At 43.6% G+C, this 16,412-nt stretch carries 18 protein-coding genes; 10 read left to right on the top strand and 8 right to left on the bottom strand.

Going from position 1 to position 16,412, the window contains the following annotated elements; genetic code table 11:
• Positions 1-17: 17 nt before the first annotated feature.
• Positions 18-251 carry a hypothetical protein gene (locus tag ACL6C3_RS04370; protein ID WP_413165667.1) on the top strand — a complete coding sequence of 78 codons (234 nt, stop codon included), beginning with the start codon at positions 18-20 and terminating at the stop codon, positions 249-251.
• The gene (locus tag ACL6C3_RS04365) at positions 248-709 is read left to right on the top strand and encodes an HNH endonuclease (RefSeq protein WP_413165665.1); all 462 of its coding nucleotides are present in this window, start codon (positions 248-250) and stop codon (positions 707-709) included. Before ACL6C3_RS04370 ends, ACL6C3_RS04365 begins: the two co-directional genes overlap by 4 nt.
• 53 nt (positions 710-762) lie before the next feature.
• On the opposite strand, the gene ACL6C3_RS04360 is transcribed toward ACL6C3_RS04365, so the two are convergent.
• Together ACL6C3_RS04360 and ACL6C3_RS04355 are read right to left on the bottom strand one after the other, a co-directional pair.
• On the bottom strand, positions 763-2,907 hold the full coding sequence (locus ACL6C3_RS04360) for a peptidase domain-containing ABC transporter (protein WP_413165663.1): 2,145 nt from the start codon (positions 2,905-2,907) through the stop codon (positions 763-765).
• 190 nt (positions 2,908-3,097) lie between these two features.
• The gene (locus tag ACL6C3_RS04355; RefSeq protein ID WP_413165661.1) at positions 3,098-3,292 is read right to left on the bottom strand and encodes a hypothetical protein; all 195 of its coding nucleotides are present in this window, start codon (positions 3,290-3,292) and stop codon (positions 3,098-3,100) included.
• Positions 3,293-3,617: 325 nt separating this feature from the next.
• On the opposite strand from ACL6C3_RS04355, the gene ACL6C3_RS04350 reads away from it, so the two are divergent.
• Both ACL6C3_RS04350 and ACL6C3_RS04345 read left to right on the top strand, forming a co-directional pair.
• A complete protein-coding gene (locus ACL6C3_RS04350) occupies positions 3,618-4,691 on the top strand; it encodes an HlyD family secretion protein (protein ID WP_413165659.1) in 1,074 nt (357 codons plus the stop codon).
• A gap of 466 nt (positions 4,692-5,157) precedes the next feature.
• A complete protein-coding gene (locus ACL6C3_RS04345) occupies positions 5,158-5,376 on the top strand; it encodes a DUF4327 family protein (RefSeq protein WP_413165657.1) in 219 nt (72 codons plus the stop codon).
• A 110-nt stretch (positions 5,377-5,486) separates the two neighbouring features.
• Here ACL6C3_RS04345 and ACL6C3_RS04340 read toward each other — a convergent pair whose 3' ends face one another.
• The 4 genes from ACL6C3_RS04340 to ACL6C3_RS04325 form a co-directional block, all read right to left on the bottom strand.
• The gene (locus ACL6C3_RS04340; RefSeq protein ID WP_413168256.1) at positions 5,487-6,716 is read right to left on the bottom strand and encodes a protein kinase domain-containing protein; all 1,230 of its coding nucleotides are present in this window, start codon (positions 6,714-6,716) and stop codon (positions 5,487-5,489) included.
• 30 nt (positions 6,717-6,746) lie between these two features.
• The gene (locus ACL6C3_RS04335) at positions 6,747-7,904 is read right to left on the bottom strand and encodes a SpoIID/LytB domain-containing protein (RefSeq protein ID WP_413168254.1); all 1,158 of its coding nucleotides are present in this window, start codon (positions 7,902-7,904) and stop codon (positions 6,747-6,749) included.
• Positions 7,905-8,017: 113 nt separating this feature from the next.
• Positions 8,018-9,388, bottom strand: a complete 1,371-nt coding sequence (locus ACL6C3_RS04330) for a helix-turn-helix domain-containing protein (protein WP_413165656.1) — start codon at positions 9,386-9,388, stop codon at positions 8,018-8,020.
• Positions 9,389-9,433: 45 nt separating this feature from the next.
• Positions 9,434-9,790, bottom strand: a complete 357-nt coding sequence (locus tag ACL6C3_RS04325) for a DUF262 domain-containing protein (protein WP_413165654.1) — start codon at positions 9,788-9,790, stop codon at positions 9,434-9,436.
• A gap of 72 nt (positions 9,791-9,862) precedes the next feature.
• Here ACL6C3_RS04325 and ACL6C3_RS04320 point away from each other — a divergent pair, with 72 nt between their 5' ends.
• The 5 genes from ACL6C3_RS04320 (at position 9,863) to ACL6C3_RS04300 (ending at position 12,694) form a co-directional block, all read left to right on the top strand.
• Positions 9,863-10,090, top strand: coding sequence for a hypothetical protein (locus ACL6C3_RS04320; RefSeq protein ID WP_413165652.1), 228 nt, complete (start codon positions 9,863-9,865; stop codon positions 10,088-10,090).
• Positions 10,080-10,469 carry a type II toxin-antitoxin system VapC family toxin gene (locus ACL6C3_RS04315; protein WP_413165650.1) on the top strand — a complete coding sequence of 130 codons (390 nt, stop codon included), beginning with the start codon at positions 10,080-10,082 and terminating at the stop codon, positions 10,467-10,469. The genes ACL6C3_RS04320 and ACL6C3_RS04315 overlap by 11 nt, the downstream gene beginning before the upstream one ends.
• Before the next feature lie 95 nt (positions 10,470-10,564).
• Positions 10,565-11,200: a restriction endonuclease subunit R gene (locus tag ACL6C3_RS04310; protein WP_413165648.1), complete on the top strand. Its 636-nt coding sequence runs from the start codon at positions 10,565-10,567 to the stop codon at positions 11,198-11,200.
• 166 nt (positions 11,201-11,366) lie between these two features.
• On the top strand, positions 11,367-12,314 hold the full coding sequence (locus tag ACL6C3_RS04305; protein WP_413165646.1) for a ribonuclease Z: 948 nt from the start codon (positions 11,367-11,369) through the stop codon (positions 12,312-12,314).
• Positions 12,315-12,340: 26 nt separating this feature from the next.
• Positions 12,341-12,694, top strand: coding sequence for a XisI protein (locus ACL6C3_RS04300; protein ID WP_413165644.1), 354 nt, complete (start codon positions 12,341-12,343; stop codon positions 12,692-12,694).
• Positions 12,695-12,713: 19 nt separating this feature from the next.
• Here the strand turns inward: ACL6C3_RS04300 and ACL6C3_RS04295 are convergent, their stop codons facing one another.
• Positions 12,714-13,319 carry a hypothetical protein gene (locus tag ACL6C3_RS04295; protein WP_413165642.1) on the bottom strand — a complete coding sequence of 202 codons (606 nt, stop codon included), beginning with the start codon at positions 13,317-13,319 and terminating at the stop codon, positions 12,714-12,716.
• A gap of 273 nt (positions 13,320-13,592) precedes the next feature.
• Between ACL6C3_RS04295 and ACL6C3_RS04290 the strand changes: the two genes are divergently transcribed.
• Positions 13,593-15,806: a phosphoketolase gene (locus ACL6C3_RS04290; protein WP_413165640.1), complete on the top strand. Its 2,214-nt coding sequence runs from the start codon at positions 13,593-13,595 to the stop codon at positions 15,804-15,806.
• Positions 15,807-16,072: 266 nt separating this feature from the next.
• On the opposite strand, the gene ACL6C3_RS04285 is transcribed toward ACL6C3_RS04290, so the two are convergent.
• Positions 16,073-16,411 (bottom strand): DUF5615 family PIN-like protein, encoded by a 339-nt coding sequence (locus tag ACL6C3_RS04285; RefSeq protein ID WP_413165638.1) that lies wholly within the window; start codon positions 16,409-16,411, stop codon positions 16,073-16,075.
• Position 16,412: the final 1 nt, after the last annotated feature.

Here is a 16,412-nt window from a genome sequence, read left to right as displayed (position 1 = left end):
ATATCTTTAACTGTCCTATGACTCCTACTGTTGTTAAACCTTCCGCTCTTTTAGGAAAGATTATAATTCAGCAAACGGATCAGATTAATCTATTCAAGTTCACCGATGAACTTCAAGAACGCATGGAACAACTTCTTGATAAGAAAAAAGCGGATTCTCTCACGTTTGAAGAAAGTACAGAACTCGACGCCATTGGAGAACTTGATCGGATTTTTACTCACATTAATGCAATGTTGGCTGCTCAAAAATGACCATTGACCAAGCTACAAGAGAACTGATTCGACAACGAGCAAATTACCTGTGTGAATATTGCCATTCTCCCGAAAAACTTAGCGCATCTCGTTTTACTATCGATCACATTATTCCCCGTTCTTTAGGAGGTTCCGATCAACCCGCAAATCTAGCTTTAGCCTGTCGTCGCTGCAATGAACGTCGTTATAATTTTACAACAGGATTTGATTCGGAAACTGGAGAAACTGTTCCCTTATTCAACCCTCGTCAACAACGATGGTCAGATCATTTTGTCTGGACAGCAGATGGTACTAATATTATCGGAATTACTCAGATAGGTAGAGCCACCTGTGATCGCCTTGACCTCAATGATAACCGCTATAATCAAGAAGATTCAATTCGCTCAACTCGACGTTTCTGGGTACAAGTCAATCAACATCCTCCTCAAGAAGATAGTAGACAGACAGCAATAGAATAATCATTTTAGTTGCTAGGAAAGTCATCGGTGCTAATGTTCTATCCTTCCGATAATTAAGGTGTTAAAAAATAGAGGTGTTCGCCGGGAACTGATTGTAATTTTGATAATTCTCCCTGAAGTTTTAGCCGACCGTTTTCTAACAAAATAATCCAGTCCGCTTGGTTAATAACTCGGGGTCGGTGACTAATTAAAATGGTTGTTCTTCCCCGTCTTTGTTGGAGGAGTCGGGAGAGAATTTCTGTTTCGCTGAGGGGGTCTAAACTGGCGGTTGATTCGTCTAAAATTAAGAGAGAAGGATTGGTTACAATCGCTCTTGCAATGGCTAATCTTTGTCGCTGTCCGCCGGAAAGATTGGCGCCAAATTCCCCTAAAATGGTCTGATATTTTTCGGGAAGTTGACTAATAAATTCATCCGCTCCCGCAATTTTACAGGCGTGTACGATGGCTTCAAACGGTATTCCGGGATGTCCCAAGCGAAAATTGTCGATAATCGAACGGCTCCAAAAATGGGCATCTTGGGGAACTAATACCACCTGTTGGCGCAGACAGTCTCGGGATAAATCCTGTTGGTTGTACATTCCCAATCTAATATTACCCGATTGTAGGGGATACAAACCCGCTATCAGTTTGGCGAGGGTACTTTTTCCACAGCCGGAACGTCCAATTAATGCAATGGTTTGACCGCCGGGAAAGACAACGGAAAATTTATCGAGTAAATTGACTTGTCCTCCGTAATGAAAGGTGATACTATTACATACGATATCCGCATTTGGGGGAATGAAAGCCGAGGGTTTTTGATCGGTTTCTAAGCCTTCGGAGGCGGCATCAATTACATCTGCCAATCGTTGGGTGACGGTTTGTACCCGGGTCAGGTCGTCTGTAAACCGAACAATAGAATTAACGAAAACAGTAACATTACGTTGGAGGGCGAGAAAAGCGAGAAGTTGACCGATACTGAGGTTGTTTGCGATAACAATTCGACTCCCAAACCAAAGCAAAGCAACTCCACCGACTCCGCTAACTAACCCGGAGAAAACATCGTTGATAATTGCAATTTGAGTGGTTCTAAAGGCGAGGTTGGCTTGTCGTCCAAAACGAGTTTGAAATTCTTCCCAAAAGTCCGGGGTGCTGTTTGTGGTTTTCAGGGTTAATGCGCCTTTAAAGGTTTCGACTAAAACGCCTTGAGTTTCCGCTTCTACTGCAAAGAACTGACGTGTTTTTTGGCGGAGTTGAGGAAGCAAAATAAAAGTCGATAAAACCATTAATCCCCCGATAATTAAAGCGGCGAGAGTGAGGGGAATGCTATAAATTAGCATGACAATGAGGGAAACAATCGCCACTAAAAGCTGACTGGGTAAACTCACAATAAATTGGGAGACAAATTGATTGAGTTCTTGAATATCTTTGAGACGGCTAACAATATCGCCCCCCCGATGGGTTTCGTAGTAACTGAGGGGAAGATACAACATTTTTCGCCCAAATTCCATCACCAACCCCAGTTCTAAACGTTGAGCAAAGTGAACAATTAAATTAGATTGTACCAAGCCCAAAGCGCTGCTAAACAGGTTCATAATGATTACTGCTACAACAATCGCTCGCAGCAGTTGTAAATCTTCTCGAACTAAGACTTCATCGGTAATAATTTGGATTAAAAAAGGAGAACCCAGAGCCAGCAAACCCAGAACAATATTAATCGCAAAAACTTGCATTAAAACTTGACGATAAATCCAACCCCGTTGAATCCATCGCCAGAAATGGGTAATTTCATCGCTCTTTTGCAGAAAAAACCGTTCGGGATCGGGTTCAATTAATAAACAAACCCAGTCATTCCATCCGGCAGCTAATTCTTCTTTAGAAAGTTTAAGTATTCCCAAAGCGGGATCGGCGACAATATATTTTTGGCGTTTGTAGCCGTAGAAAACGACCCAATGATAGCCTTTCCAGTGGATAATTAAAGGCAGAGGAACTTGATCAATTTCGTCTAAAATATCGGGGTCAGCCCGTACAGGTCGAGCGTTAAACCCAACGGCTTCGGCGGCTTGTTGAAGTCCGAGTAAGGTGGTTCCTTGTTGACCCGTACCGGAGACTTCTCGCAAATGGGGAAGGGTGAATGTGCGTCCGTAATATTTGGCTACAGTTGCCAGACAAGCCGCCCCACAGTCTTCTTCACTTTGTTGTAAAATAGCGGGATATTTCATAAAAGAGGCAATCTTGCTACAGGCAAACTGTTAACTGGTCACTGGTCACTGGTGACTGTAAACTGAAAAAACTGGTCACTGATAACTGATAACTGTTCACTGTAAAAAAACACCCGAATGTGACGGGTGCTTTTGGCAGGACTAAGTATCAAAACGAAAGGGCTACGGTATGCAGCACCCGGTGAGGAAATTAGTAGCAATAACGGGGAGAACCGCTGTAGTAAGCGGGGTAGTAATGATAGTCATAGTCGTAGTCGTAAGATTTTTTGTAGTGATAGCTAGACTTCTTGTAAGAATAGCAGTCACAGTGAGAGCCGCCATTGATGGTAGAAGACTCTTCTTTAGAGATGTCAGTAAACAGTTTCTTGGTCTTGTTTTCGGCCATGATAAATGTCCTCGAAACAACAAATCGACTGTGCTTTAATGTAACTCAACTCGGACTGAATCGATAGATATTCATCTAAAGATTGACTTGAGTCTGAGAAGTTGCGACTATGTTAGCAGGTAACTGTTTAGATTTCTAGTCTTTTTGGTCAAATTCGCGTTAAGATTTGTCAGAATGCGGATTTTTGGACAACTTTCCCGCGCCAGATCGGTGTATCTAAGGACAGCAGAAGAAATCTAGGTGTAGATGTCTTCTAATTATTGTTTGATCGATGGGGCGAGAACCACTTTTTGAGATCGCTCTTTTCAGGTGTTTCTGATGTGTTATGGCTTCTAACTTTCGACCGATAGAACTTCAGCCTTTAGATAGTGATGACTTTTTACCGCCCATTAGTCGCTGGACCCAGTGGGGGGGAATGTTGTTGCTCGGAACTTTTGGCGTGTCTATTGTGCTGTTAGGTTTTATTCGCTATACTCCCACTGTAAGGGCGCCTGTGGTGGCTGAACCCGGAGGCGAGATCGAATTGGTTCCGGCAGCGACGAGCGGCATTGTAGAGCGGATTGTGGTCAGGGAAAACCAACCCGTAGAACAGGGAGAGGCGATCGCTTATGTGGATCAGTCTCTACTGTTGAACCAAAAGCGCAATCTTCAAGACCGACTGGCGCAGTTGCAACAAGAACTCGATCAAGTCGATGGTTATGTCGCCACCCTCGATGAGCAAATTTTGGCGACATTAGAATCAAAAACCCCTCGGCGATCGCGTCAAAAGGGGGAGGATTTGACGGTAGAATCAGCAGTGGTTGAGCTAACCAAGTCAACTCCAGAAGTGGCTGCATCGTTGGCTCAAGAACGGCGAACGCTTCTCAAACAACGATGGGAGGTCAAACAGCAGTTCGTTGAGTCTCAAAGACAGCTAGAACAAATTACAGCTTTGATCGGACAGAGTACCATTCGCTCCCCCCGGGCGGGAACGATTATTCAACTCAATCTCCCGAACCCCGGTCAAACCGTAGAAGCAGATGCGATCGTGGCGATGATGGTTCGATCTGAAGTTCCATTGGTCTTTAAAGCTTGGGTCAGAGAAAGCGATATTTCCCGCCTGGAAGTCGATCAACCGGTTCATTTGAAAATTTCTGTGTATCCTTTTCGAGAATATGGTATGCTAAAAGGAAGGGTGAAAAGAATCTCCCTAAACGGCATTGCCCCTCAAGCCTCTGCTCGTCAAACGTCAAAAGCGTCTTACGAAGTTCTCATTCAACCGGAAAGCTCGTATTTGGTGAAAGGCGATCGCCAGTACAGCATTCAGACGGGGATGGAGGGAACGGCTGAAATTCTCGTTACTCAAGAGCGTCTCCTGATCTGGATTTTGAAGAAAGCCAAATTGGTGAGCAACTTTTAAAAACCGAGTTAGAATTCCTTCAACCCCGCACGGGAGGGAGGGAAAGGGAGACAGAGAACTCTGTAGAGTCCAGCCTTTGGGGTGAACTGGAAATTATCGGAATTTCGAGAACCTGGTGGCGGGTGAAAACGGCGAAAGTCAACGTCAGACTGGAAGCGGTACAACCCCCCGAGGCGAAAGGTGAGCGACCGAACAGATTTTTGATAACTTCATCTAATTTCTAACGCTAAAGGGGTGAAAAAGCCTGAGAGGATTTCTGTGCAGAGGTGGAAGAGTTGCCGGTGAAAATGAATTTTTGTGCCGAGAATAACACAATTTGCAATCAAGTATGTTATGGTATGAAATAAGTAGCTAGCTTCCCGAAAAAATCCACAGTTTATGCGTAGGTAAACTCTCAAGCACTCACACTAAAGCATTGGGAAGACCAAAAAAAGAAAACCAAGATTTAAACAACTAAAGAGGTATTATGAGCCAACAGGTTATACACCAGATGGAGAAACTACAACGTCAGGTGGATTCCCTCGTTAAATCCGATCTAATCAAGCCCACCGACCGCCTTTGGAAGATTGCCTTTCTCTATGGCGACGAGTGGAATTACTGGAAAAAAGAACTGTTAGAGTTTGGTTTTTCCATGCAAGATCCGATTAGCGAACTCCTCGCCGTAGAAGGTTGGGACGAAGATTAAAGATCGAACATCTCAACATCGATTAATCGCCATTATATTGCTGAAAGTTGAGATGTTTATCAGTCTTTTAATCAGGGAAAATGATGACGATGATTAAGTTAATTAATCAGTCAATTCAAACAGTCTTGTAAAGCTTGACAAAGCTGTTGAGCATCATCATAGCGATCGCGAGGTCGATACTCTGTCACCCGCTCAATGACGGTTCGCAGTTGAGGGGTAATTGTGGGAACACTTTCGAGATTGAAGCCATAGCTACTACCGCGTTTACCATAAAAGTTTAGGGGACTCTCACCGGTCAACAAAAAAATCAACGTCGAACCGATCGCATAGAGATCGGAAAGTGTTAAAGGCTGTCCTCGATCCTGTTCTGGGGCGCTGTATCCCTCCGCACCGATGCGGGTTCCGGGAGGAGTACCAATCTCCTTAACCGCCCCAAAATCAAGGACAATAATCCGTTGATCGCGAGAACGCAAAAGCAAATTAGCGGGTTTAATATCGCGATGAATAATGGGCGGATCTTGAACGTGAAGGTAGCCCAACACCTCGCAGGTTTGGATCATCCAACCGATCGCCTGTTGAGGAGTAACCGGCCCCCGTTGCTGGACAATCTTTTCTAAGTCTTGACCGTGAACCATTTCCATCGCCAGATATTTCTTTCCCCCTTCCACAAAAAAGTCGTAAAACTGAGGAATTCCCTCATGGTTTAAGGCTTTCAGGGTTCGGGCTTCCCGTTCAAACAGTTCTTGAGCCTTGGCAATTTGTGCCATGTCCGCGTTCATTTCCTTGAGAACCACCAACGCCGGAATTCTGGTCTTACCGACAATTTGAGGTAAACTAGACTCGCTATTCCAAGCCAAGGTAGTGGTTCCCATTCCGCCCTGTCCCAACGTCTTTAAAACGTGATAATTGCGGATACTGCGTTCAATCTGGATCGGTTTACCGCAATGAATACAAAATAAGTTGTTGGGTGGGTTTCCGGCGTGGTTACAGCCGGAAGGACTTGTCATGGAAACCGGACGGGCGAATTGCCAGTTGAGTTTCAGCAAAGGGCCACCCTTTGCCAACTCAATTAAAGTCCCCTCCGAAACGATCGCCTGAGAAGTCAGCACCCCATTCACAAAAGTGCCATTCGTCCCCTTATTGACCAACATCCATTTTAGGGGATTATCGCTAATTTTACGAAGTTGTAGGTGGTAACGAGACACCAACGGATCGACAATTACAACCTGATTATCGGCCGCCCGTCCGATCTCAATAACAGACTGTTCCTCAAATTTCCACTGTTTTTGAGGAGTCTTATTCTGGGGATCGAGTAGCGTTAACGTCAGTACATCAGCCATTTTAGAAGACTCAGGCCGAATCATCCTCAATTACTGCACCCGAATTTTTGCCAAACTCGTATTGCGGTAATAGTGCATGAGAATCTGATAATAAGTGTATCCTGCCCTAGCCAAATTATAAGCTCCCCACTGGCTCAAACCCACACCATGCCCAAAACCCCGGCCAACAATAGTAAAATTACTAGAATTGGGCTGGCGGTTAACGCGAAAACGGGTGCTTCTCAGTCCCAAAGCCGCAGCTATTTCCTCTCCCGTCATCGTGCGAGTGCCACCTTCACCGACGACTTTCATCGTCAAAATACTTCCAAAGGCAGTTGTTCTTTCTGGAGTCATCGAAACCACTTTACCGACCCCAGAAATGCGTTCAGACAGTTCCGCAACAGAAAAGCTTCTCGTCCATTCAAAGACGGGCGAACCCTTGTCATAGTCCGGTACGCCCCGCAAATAGGGTAAAGCATCATCCCAAACATCCTCGACATTTTCCGTGTGTCCGCCCGAAGACGAATGAAACGCCGCCAAAATAATTTGACCGTTGTGGGTTAACACCTGTCCTGCTGTCGAGTTAACAGCCGCTTGGGTTCCTCCCGACTCGGTAGCTAACCCCTTGTAAACCTGCCACATTTGGTCATCGCCGAGGTCATAAATGCCGTTGCTGCGTTCCCGCTTGTAAAGGGCGTAGGTTCGGGCGGCGACGGCTTGGGCTTTCAAGGCTTCGAGGGGCCAACCGCCATCCATTTCCGCCCCCAACACGCTGTAAAGGTACTGTTCGAGATCGACATAGTTAACTGCGGTGACGCCGCCATCATCGGGAACCAACAACACCCGCCCCCGATACCAGCCATTACCGATCCAAACGTGGCCGTTCCCCGTCGGTTCGACCCAGAGTTGACTGCCTTTCCATTCACCCAAAGCAATATTACCCGAGTTGGGTTTTGCCACCAACCCGCCTTGAGGGGAAATTTGTCCCAAGGTTTGACCGTTGGCGTTGCGGACAACCGCTTGGGTTGAACTTCCCACTTTCACCTGTTCGGCTTCTTCTGTGACAGCAACCCGCAACAACACCGCAGCTTGGGCGGGTGCCACCATCAACAGCCACAGCAGCAGGGAAACCCAAGCGTAGCGTTTGAATTGTTTAATCTGTCGCAGGGGATACATGAAAACACCAGTCAAAAATAATCCAGAGTTCATCATCTAAGATCTGAGAGTTGTATTCTGTGGGTACGGCAACAGCTAGCGTAACCGTTCAGCCAAATTATTCTAACCTCTTCCAGAACAATCATCAGCTAACATGGACGAATAAATTATTTTTGAAAAAGTTGACTAATAGCCACTAATCTTGGCCCTGTTACTTCTATTGTTGAAGAATTCTCTCTGGTAAATGCTTTTTCACCTACAAACGAAACATCTTTTTGTGATGGAATATTAATTCTAATAACAGAGTGTCCTTTGTAATTTATAGTATCAATTTTTGCTAGAACTTGAGTTTTTAAAGGTTCTGTTAAATCAGATTTGCGGATTGTCTTAATTAATAACTCAACATAATCCTCTAATTTTTTACTTAAACACAAGGCTTCTCTATCAATTCCTACAATATACCTGCCATTGATTTCAATAGGGTGAATCCTGTCTAATTTTTCAATTCTTTCTGCATCTGGCTTTTTATCAGCTACTCCTAAAAATATATATCCATCAGTTTCGGGATTCGAGTTTGCAATTCCACAAATTGTGTAAACAAGTTTTTGCAGCAAATCATTATTTAGCTTCCTATTCTGTGATAGATCAAGCAAACCTTGTTTACACTCATACTTTGTAGTTTCTATCCGAGAACGAAGTAAGGAATTTTTTAATTCTTGTATTAACTCAGCACCTTGTCCCAAAGATGATGTATCTTTTTGCACAAAAAATCCTTGTATCAATCCTTTTGTTTTATTAATATTTTTTTTTCGATCTTTTATCTTCGCATAGCGACGGCTTAGATCTAAGTCCTTTTGAAGGTTTTCAAGTGCTTGCATGATCTCGTGAGGATCGGCGGGTAGAAGCTCAGACTCTATAACCAACTCAAAAAAAGCCATAAAAATTGTATAAAATGCCTGTGGTATTGAATTACTACTACCAGGGTTAACAATATTAACCAAACACTTATTATCTAAACTATATGCTTCAATAGTTTCTGCAAGTACAGAAAAAGTTTTTACAATATTTTCTTCTATTCTGTCTGCTCCATAGGTAATCAGAGCGTTCTCAATACGCTGAAAATATTGACTATCTTCGTTATAAAGATCATCTAATCGCTCTGAACTTCTTGGCAAAGGTTCAGACAGTAAGATTGATGCTGCAAGATCTGCAATCATATCTTCATCTTCACTATCACGCAGTTGATTTATGCTGAGAATGCCTTGCTTGCACCACAAAGTATCTTCTGCTTTAATCCCATACCCTTGAGTATTTTTAGAATCAATGCTAATCTGTGGCATCTCAAATAGGCGAAGTGTTTTCGGAGTATCATCTCCACGCAGTTTCATAGCAATTGTACGAACTACTTCTGCAAATTGTGTTGTTACACCTGCTTGTCGTCTCTCTTGATTGCTTAATTGCTTTCCACCAGAATTTATTCTTCCAAAAACCTCTGTTATGTCGTTTTCATCCAGTGCAGTATAGATAGTTACTGCCAATTGATAATCAATAATGTCTGCACATTCTTTTCGGGATAATTTTTCCTAATTTTCTACAAATTGAAATTTTTTTTCGTCAGCCAATTGTTTTGCATAAGAGAATTCGTTAAGATCGAAGTATTTACCCTGAAATGAAAATCCATTTTCAATAAAATCACAAATGGCGTTAAGTCGCTGCATACCATCTATAATCTCATACTTTCCAATCCCATGAACTTGAGGACGTTCAGCCAACAGAATTAAAGGGATTGGATATCCGTTTAAAATACTTCCAATTAGCTTTTCTTTTTCGGCAACTGACCAAATCAATTTTCTTTGATACTTTCTGTTAACTAATAAGTTACCATTTCGGTAATCCCGATAAGCTTGACTGATTGGAATTCCACGTGGAATGATACTCATACTTCTGCTCCCTTATTGCCAAGTAAAAACATTTCTCATAATATTATTATAGGATTATCCTAAAAGTACAAGATGAGTATTTCTATTATTGACGAAGTAATTGAACAGTTAAAAGCCATGCCCCAACACCTGCAATGGCGGGTGCTTGAATTTGCTCGAACATTGGTAAATCTTGAAGTTCGAGGGACTCCGGGACAACAATTGCTACATTTCGCAGGGTCTATTCCTCCCGATGACCTTCAGTTAATGCGCGAGGCTATCGAACAGGACTGTGAACAGGTAGATATTAATGAGTGGTAGATACTTACTAGATACTAATATTGTTATTGCTCTGTTTGCAGACGAAGCGACCGTCAAAAATAATCTTGCTCAAGCCAGTGAAGTTTTTATTCCAACCCCTGTTATTGGTGAGTTGTATTATGGTGCTAGAAAGTCAGGACGATCTCAAGCAAATTTAGCAAAAATTGATGAGTTTATTGCTAACAATACAGTGCTTTTGTGCGATGTTGAAACTGCTCGACAATACGGTGATATCAAAAATAAGTTAAGGCTTAAAGGTCGTCCATTAACTGAAAATGACATTTGGATTGCAGCGATTGCGTTACAGTATAGTCTAATTTTGGTGACACGGGATGCTCATTTTCTGGAGGTTGGGAACTTGCAAACTGCAAACTGGTGAGTTTTGTCGCCTCTGCTAACATTAACACAATAAAGCTTTAATTCAGTTGTAAACTCTATCGATATTCTACCTATACAAACATTCTCATCAAAGTCATGGTTCAAACGGTTTCCGCTCAAGACATTAATCTCCGGTATTTAATCGATCATTTTCAGTTAGAACGGGTTCAAAATCAAGTTGAATTTTTTCCCGAGTGGCAAAACAACACCGACGAACTTAACTCAACCGAAAAACAATGGTTAGATCAGGTTCAACAGGGATTTATTAATTTGCTGAATTATCCGCCTTTATCAGAAAATTTGGTTAAAATGGGGGTGATTGACCCAATTTTATTTATAGCTGGATTTTTTCTTTATCCTTATCATATCCGTTCGGAAGAATCAGTAGAACTGGCATTGGAGGATGAAGATACAATCATTAGAGGACGGATGGATACTTTAGTCTTAAAAGATGAACTTTGGGTAATGGTGATAGAATCTAAAAAAGCCGGATTTTCAACTTATGCGGGTTTGGCTCAAATTTTGGCTTATATGTTAAGTCATCCCCATCCCGAACATCCGAATTATGGACTTATTGCCACCGGAGAAACCTTTGTATTTGTGAAGTTGGTTCGCGAAGATGTTCCTCGATATGCGACTTCTAAATTATTTGCGACTCTCAACCCCGGTAATGAACTTTATGATGTGGTTCGCATTTTAAAATCTTTATGCAAAATGGCGATCGCTCAATAATAGACGATAATTTGTTGAAATGGCGATCGCAGTTTGAGGTCTAAAATTAAAGATAACTCACTTTACCGTTACGATCGCCGATTGTCCTCACGGTAGAAGCTAAAATCTAAACAGGATCAACTTTCGATCTCTACTACAGTTGGCTAGATGGCGGGAGGCGCTAATTTTGCAGATTACTTTCTTAGGGACCAGTTCCGGTGTACCAACGCGATCGCGAAACGTTTCTAGTATAGCCCTGCGTTTACCCCAACGGGCGGAACTTTGGCTGTTTGACTGCGGCGAAGGGACTCAACATCAATTTCTCCGCAGCGATCTAAAAGTTAGCCAAATTAGCCGCATTTTTGTAACCCATATGCACGGCGATCACGTGTTTGGGTTGGCGGGACTGTTGGCGAGTTGCGGTTTGGCGGGAAATGTCAAACGCATTGACTTGTACGGGCCGCCGGGACTCGAAGACTATCTGCAAGCTTGCTGTCGCTATTCTCAAACTCATATTTCTTACCCGTTTGCAGTCCATCAAGTTCGCCCCGGGGTGGTTTACGAAGATGATGAATATATTGTCAGTTGTCAGCCTTTGAAACATCGAGTCACGGCGTTTGGTTATCGCGTTACCGAGAAAGATAAACCCGGACGGTTTAATGTTGATAAAGCTAAGGCGTTGGGAATTCCACCGGGGCCGATTTATGCGAAACTAAAACAGGGGGCGGTTGTAACGTTACCTGATGGCCAGAAAATTAACGGTTCTCAATTCTGTGGTCAACCTATCCCCGGACGTAAATTTGTTTATTGTACCGATACGGTTTTTTGTGATAGTGCGGTTGAACTGGCTAAAGGTGCCGATGTTTTGGTTCACGAAGCCACTTTTGCCCACCAGGACGCGGAACTCGCTTTTCAACGCTTGCATTCGACCTCTACAATGGCGGCGCAGGTGGCGTTGATGGGGGGAGTCAAAAAGTTAATTATGACCCATTTTAGCCCCCGTTACGCGCCGGGAAATCCGATTTTATTGGATGATTTGTTAACTGAAGCGAGGGCTATTTTTCCAAATACGGATTTGGCCTACGATTTCTTCAGTTATGAAATTCCCAAAGTTGAAGAAACGGTTGCGGCTTGATCTTCTTCAATAGACGAAATTGTTGAATGGAAAACCTAGACAACTATCGCCAGATTATCAAAAAAATACTAATAGAATATTATCAGATGACGGTTTCCCAGGTCAAGACTCCCGAGAAATTTGAGGTCAGCGATCGCCTTGCTTTTGATGAAATTCGAGATCAATATCTTTGGTTTCGCTTTGGATGGGAAGATAAGAAGCAAGTCCAGCATATGATTGTCTACATTTGCATTAAAGATGGCAAGGTTTGGGTAGAAGAAGACTCAACAAATTTATGTATTGTTGATGATTTGCTGTCGGAAGGAATCCCTCAAAATCAGATTGTGTTGGGTTTCCATCACCCGAGTAAAAGGGGTTTTACCGAATTTGCTTCAACTTAATTTCAACCCAATTCATTATTCATTCAACTTGGTCAACACAATAATGCAAAATCCCCAAAACTTGACCCAAATTCGTGATCGAATAATCTTGCAAATCAATTTCAATTCTCTGATCGATTAATTGCAAAAACTTCCAGTCTGTCCCGGTGGTAACGCAGCCGTAAATAATTTGAATATCCTGCTGGCGACGTTGGTTAAACAGTTGGGCGGCCAACATTTTAGCCATACATTGACCCAAAGCGCCGATCATATTATCTTTTTTGGCTTCTACCAGTACAATAAAAGGGGCTTCAATGTTGAGCGGATCGGAAGAATAACTAATTAAAAAATCACAAAAGCCGCTCAATCCCTTTTCGATATCTACGGTAAAATCTTTACCCGAAAATAAACTAATTTGCTCCTTAAGTTGGCTTTTGAGTTCAAATAATATCGGGGCGGTAATATATTCAGACCGGGATTTTGGCGTGTCTATTTCTAAGGCGAAAGGCACAAATCTTTCTAAAACTTTCTCCAAAAAATCACTATAATCAACCTCTGAAAGATTGGCAAAAATACCAAATTTTTCGCGAATTTCTATACCAAAATTTAACTTAATTTGTTCAAGACTAAACTGAGTATAGGGCATACATCAATCACTCGCTATAACACTAGAAGCCTGTCGGTGAAAACGATAAACATTGACTTCGATCCTCCGGTAGAGGAGAAAATCACCGTTAAAATCTGTTTGCAGAAATTGCCTCAACCTTCAACAACTGCGCCATCGGTCAAACTTTTTTTGATTTAACAATGATCTGAGATTATTCCTCACCCAAGCAGATTTAATTGGATTAAGTCCCCATTAATTGTAAAATAAACCTTAAATTGATTCAATGACTGTAAAATTGTTAGGGTATAAAATATGACAGTAGCCGCTTCAAAACCCACATCAGCTACACCCGAGTTTTGCGAAGGAATTCAGTATTTTAGTGAGAATTTTCCTGAGTTTGACACCTACGGCAAAAACCCCGTTATCGCAGAAGGCAGTCCATCGATCAGCGATCCCAACGATCCGGCTGCCGCTTATCAGACGCTATTATACGCCGATGCGCTGCGTTACCTGATCCTGCAAGTCACCGCGAGTAAAGCCTCAGGACACCCGGGCGGTTTTGCTAGCCAAGCCGAAGCCTACGCCGCCCTCGTGATGTTAGGCCATAAAAACATTATGACCGAAGTCGGACATCACGCACCCGGATTTTACAGCGCCATGTTCATCGATCGCTCCTTAGAAGACATGGACATTTTCAACGTCCAGCAACTTCGCGATCGCTTCCGTGAAATGCACGGACTCCTCGGCCACCTTTCCGGCTACATTCCCGGCTTGCTCAACCCCGCAGGCCCCCTCGGACAGGGACAACACTTTGCGATGGCGGCGGCGATGTTACACCGAGACACGCTGTTTCCCTTCACCTTGGGCGATGGCGGAATGGGCGAACCCTACCCGGTTAGCAGTATTGCCCACTTTAACACCGCCTACCCAGAAGTGACAAACTTCTTACCGGTATTGGTGTGGAATGGCTACAGCCAGGAGCATCATAGCATGGTCTCCACCAAAACCAACGACGAGATGATCGCCTACTGGAAAGGCAACGGTTTCGCCGAAGTGGTCTTAGTCAATGCCAAAGACTTTGACGATCAAAACCAACCGGGGGATTACGTTGATAGTACCGCATTTTCTTTCCAAAAGCGCCTTGAATTTACCCAGGCCGTGTTAACCGGAATGGATCAAGCCGCAAAATTGGCGATGGGCGGTAAACTAACCATTTTTATTATCAAACAACTCAAAGGCGCCGGCGTTCACGCCCGGGGTTCCAAGTCTCACAACCTCTATCCGAAAGATACCCTCGACAGTCCCCACATGATCGAGACTTTAAAACAACGCGCCCTTCCCCCTGAAGTTTGGCAACTGGTGCGAACCAATGCGGTGCGGGCATCGGGTGGACCGGCTTCCAAAACCGTTGTCACCGAGTTTGAATATCCCTTACCGGAGTTGATCGATCTCCCCTTAAACGAGTTTCCGGTTGGCGGAGATAAACAGGTCGCAACCACCGCAATGGGAGAGTTAGTCGCCTATGTCGGACAGCACGATCCCAAATTTGTGATCACCAACGCCGACGGTAACGCCGCATCCGGTATCAATAATATTAACATTGCCCTGAAAATTGTTCACCCGACAACCGATGACACCTACTATCAAGGGCCACAGGGTCAAGTTTACGAACCTTTAAGCGAAGATGCTTGTGCGGGGTTGGCCGCAGGTTTGGCGTTAATGGGGGTTCGCACTCTCTGGTGTTCCTACGAGTCCTTCGCCGTTAACGGTTTACCCATCTGGCAAACGGTGACGCAGGCGATGGCCGAGTTGCGCCGTCCGACCCCTTCAACGATAACATTATTTACCGCAGGGGCGTTAGAACAGGGGCGCAACGGTTGGACGCACCAACGCCCGGAAATTGAGGCTTATTTTGCGGCGATGATGCGAAATGGGAATATTTTCCCCTTATTCCCGACGGATGCTAACAGCATTCAGGCCTGTTATGACTGGGCGTTAACGACTAAAAATAAGGGCGTTACGATTACGGCGAGTAAGTCACCTTTACCCATTCGTACTACTTTTGAACAAACCCGTCAAGCGTTGGATAACGGGGGAGTTGTGTTGCAAGAAATACCGGGCGATAAAACCGTTGTATTTGCGGTTATTGGCGATATGACGTTAATTCCGGTATATGAAGCGGCCGAACAATTGCAATCTCAAGGGATTGGTTCTAAGATTGTTTCTGTTATTAATCCCCGCCGTTTGTACCGTCCGAGCGATGTTGCTTGGGAGAGTTGTTCTCAACCGGATGGCGAGTTTATTAGCGATGAAGCCTTTGAACAAATGTTTGGCGGCGATGGGTTAATTGGCGTAACGGGCGGCGCGAGTTTGATGTTAGAACCGATTATGTTACGCAGTACCGCAAAACGGGATACTTTTGCTTGGAAACGGGGCGAAACGACTTCGAGTGCGGGTCAGTTGATGGCGTTTAATAATATTACCGCAGATGCCTTAGTTAAACGGTCCGTTGAGTTGGTTGGCTAAGTTTCAACTCAAAATTTTTCTCGAATAATTAACCCTAAAAACCCGGTTTCTATTGAGTTACCGGGTTTTTAATTAGATTGTTACCAACCCTAGAGATCTAGATTCTGTCTAAAAAGTCTTTATAAGTTATATCATCTCTGACTAATCAATTATCGTACTGTAGGGGCGGGTTCATCCCAGATTTTGATGACCACTCCCAGATTGAATTAAACCCGCCCCGCCCCCAGAACACCCATTAATCAACCGGACATGATATCAGATCAGATTCAAAGAAAAACGACTTGATTGGCAAAATCTTCTAGTTCTCCTAGTTTAGCATAAAATTCTAACTCCTCAATCGCATAGCCAATAGAAACTTGAGGGCTTAAAAAGAAGATTCCTATAAAAGTTTCACCCTGGTTATGATAATCTTTAGCCAAAACTAAAAAATCATGGTCAGTTGTCACAAGCGGGCGATTGAGTTGAACTGAACGACCCAGAATAATTTCATCTGCTGCATTACTTTTATCATCTTCCTGAGCCGTTAGCACATCAACACCTCTTAATTGTAAGCCCAGTTGAATCGCTCGATGAACTGGAGCATCAAAATAATAGGATATTGCCATT

Origin of the sequence: Capilliphycus salinus ALCB114379 (assembly GCF_047276495.1) — a bacterium.
Taxonomy (GTDB): Bacteria; Cyanobacteriota; Cyanobacteriia; order Cyanobacteriales; family Microcoleaceae; genus Capilliphycus; species Capilliphycus salinus.
Note: the sequence above shows the minus strand (reverse complement) of the source record. Positions and strands in the feature narration are given on the sequence as shown.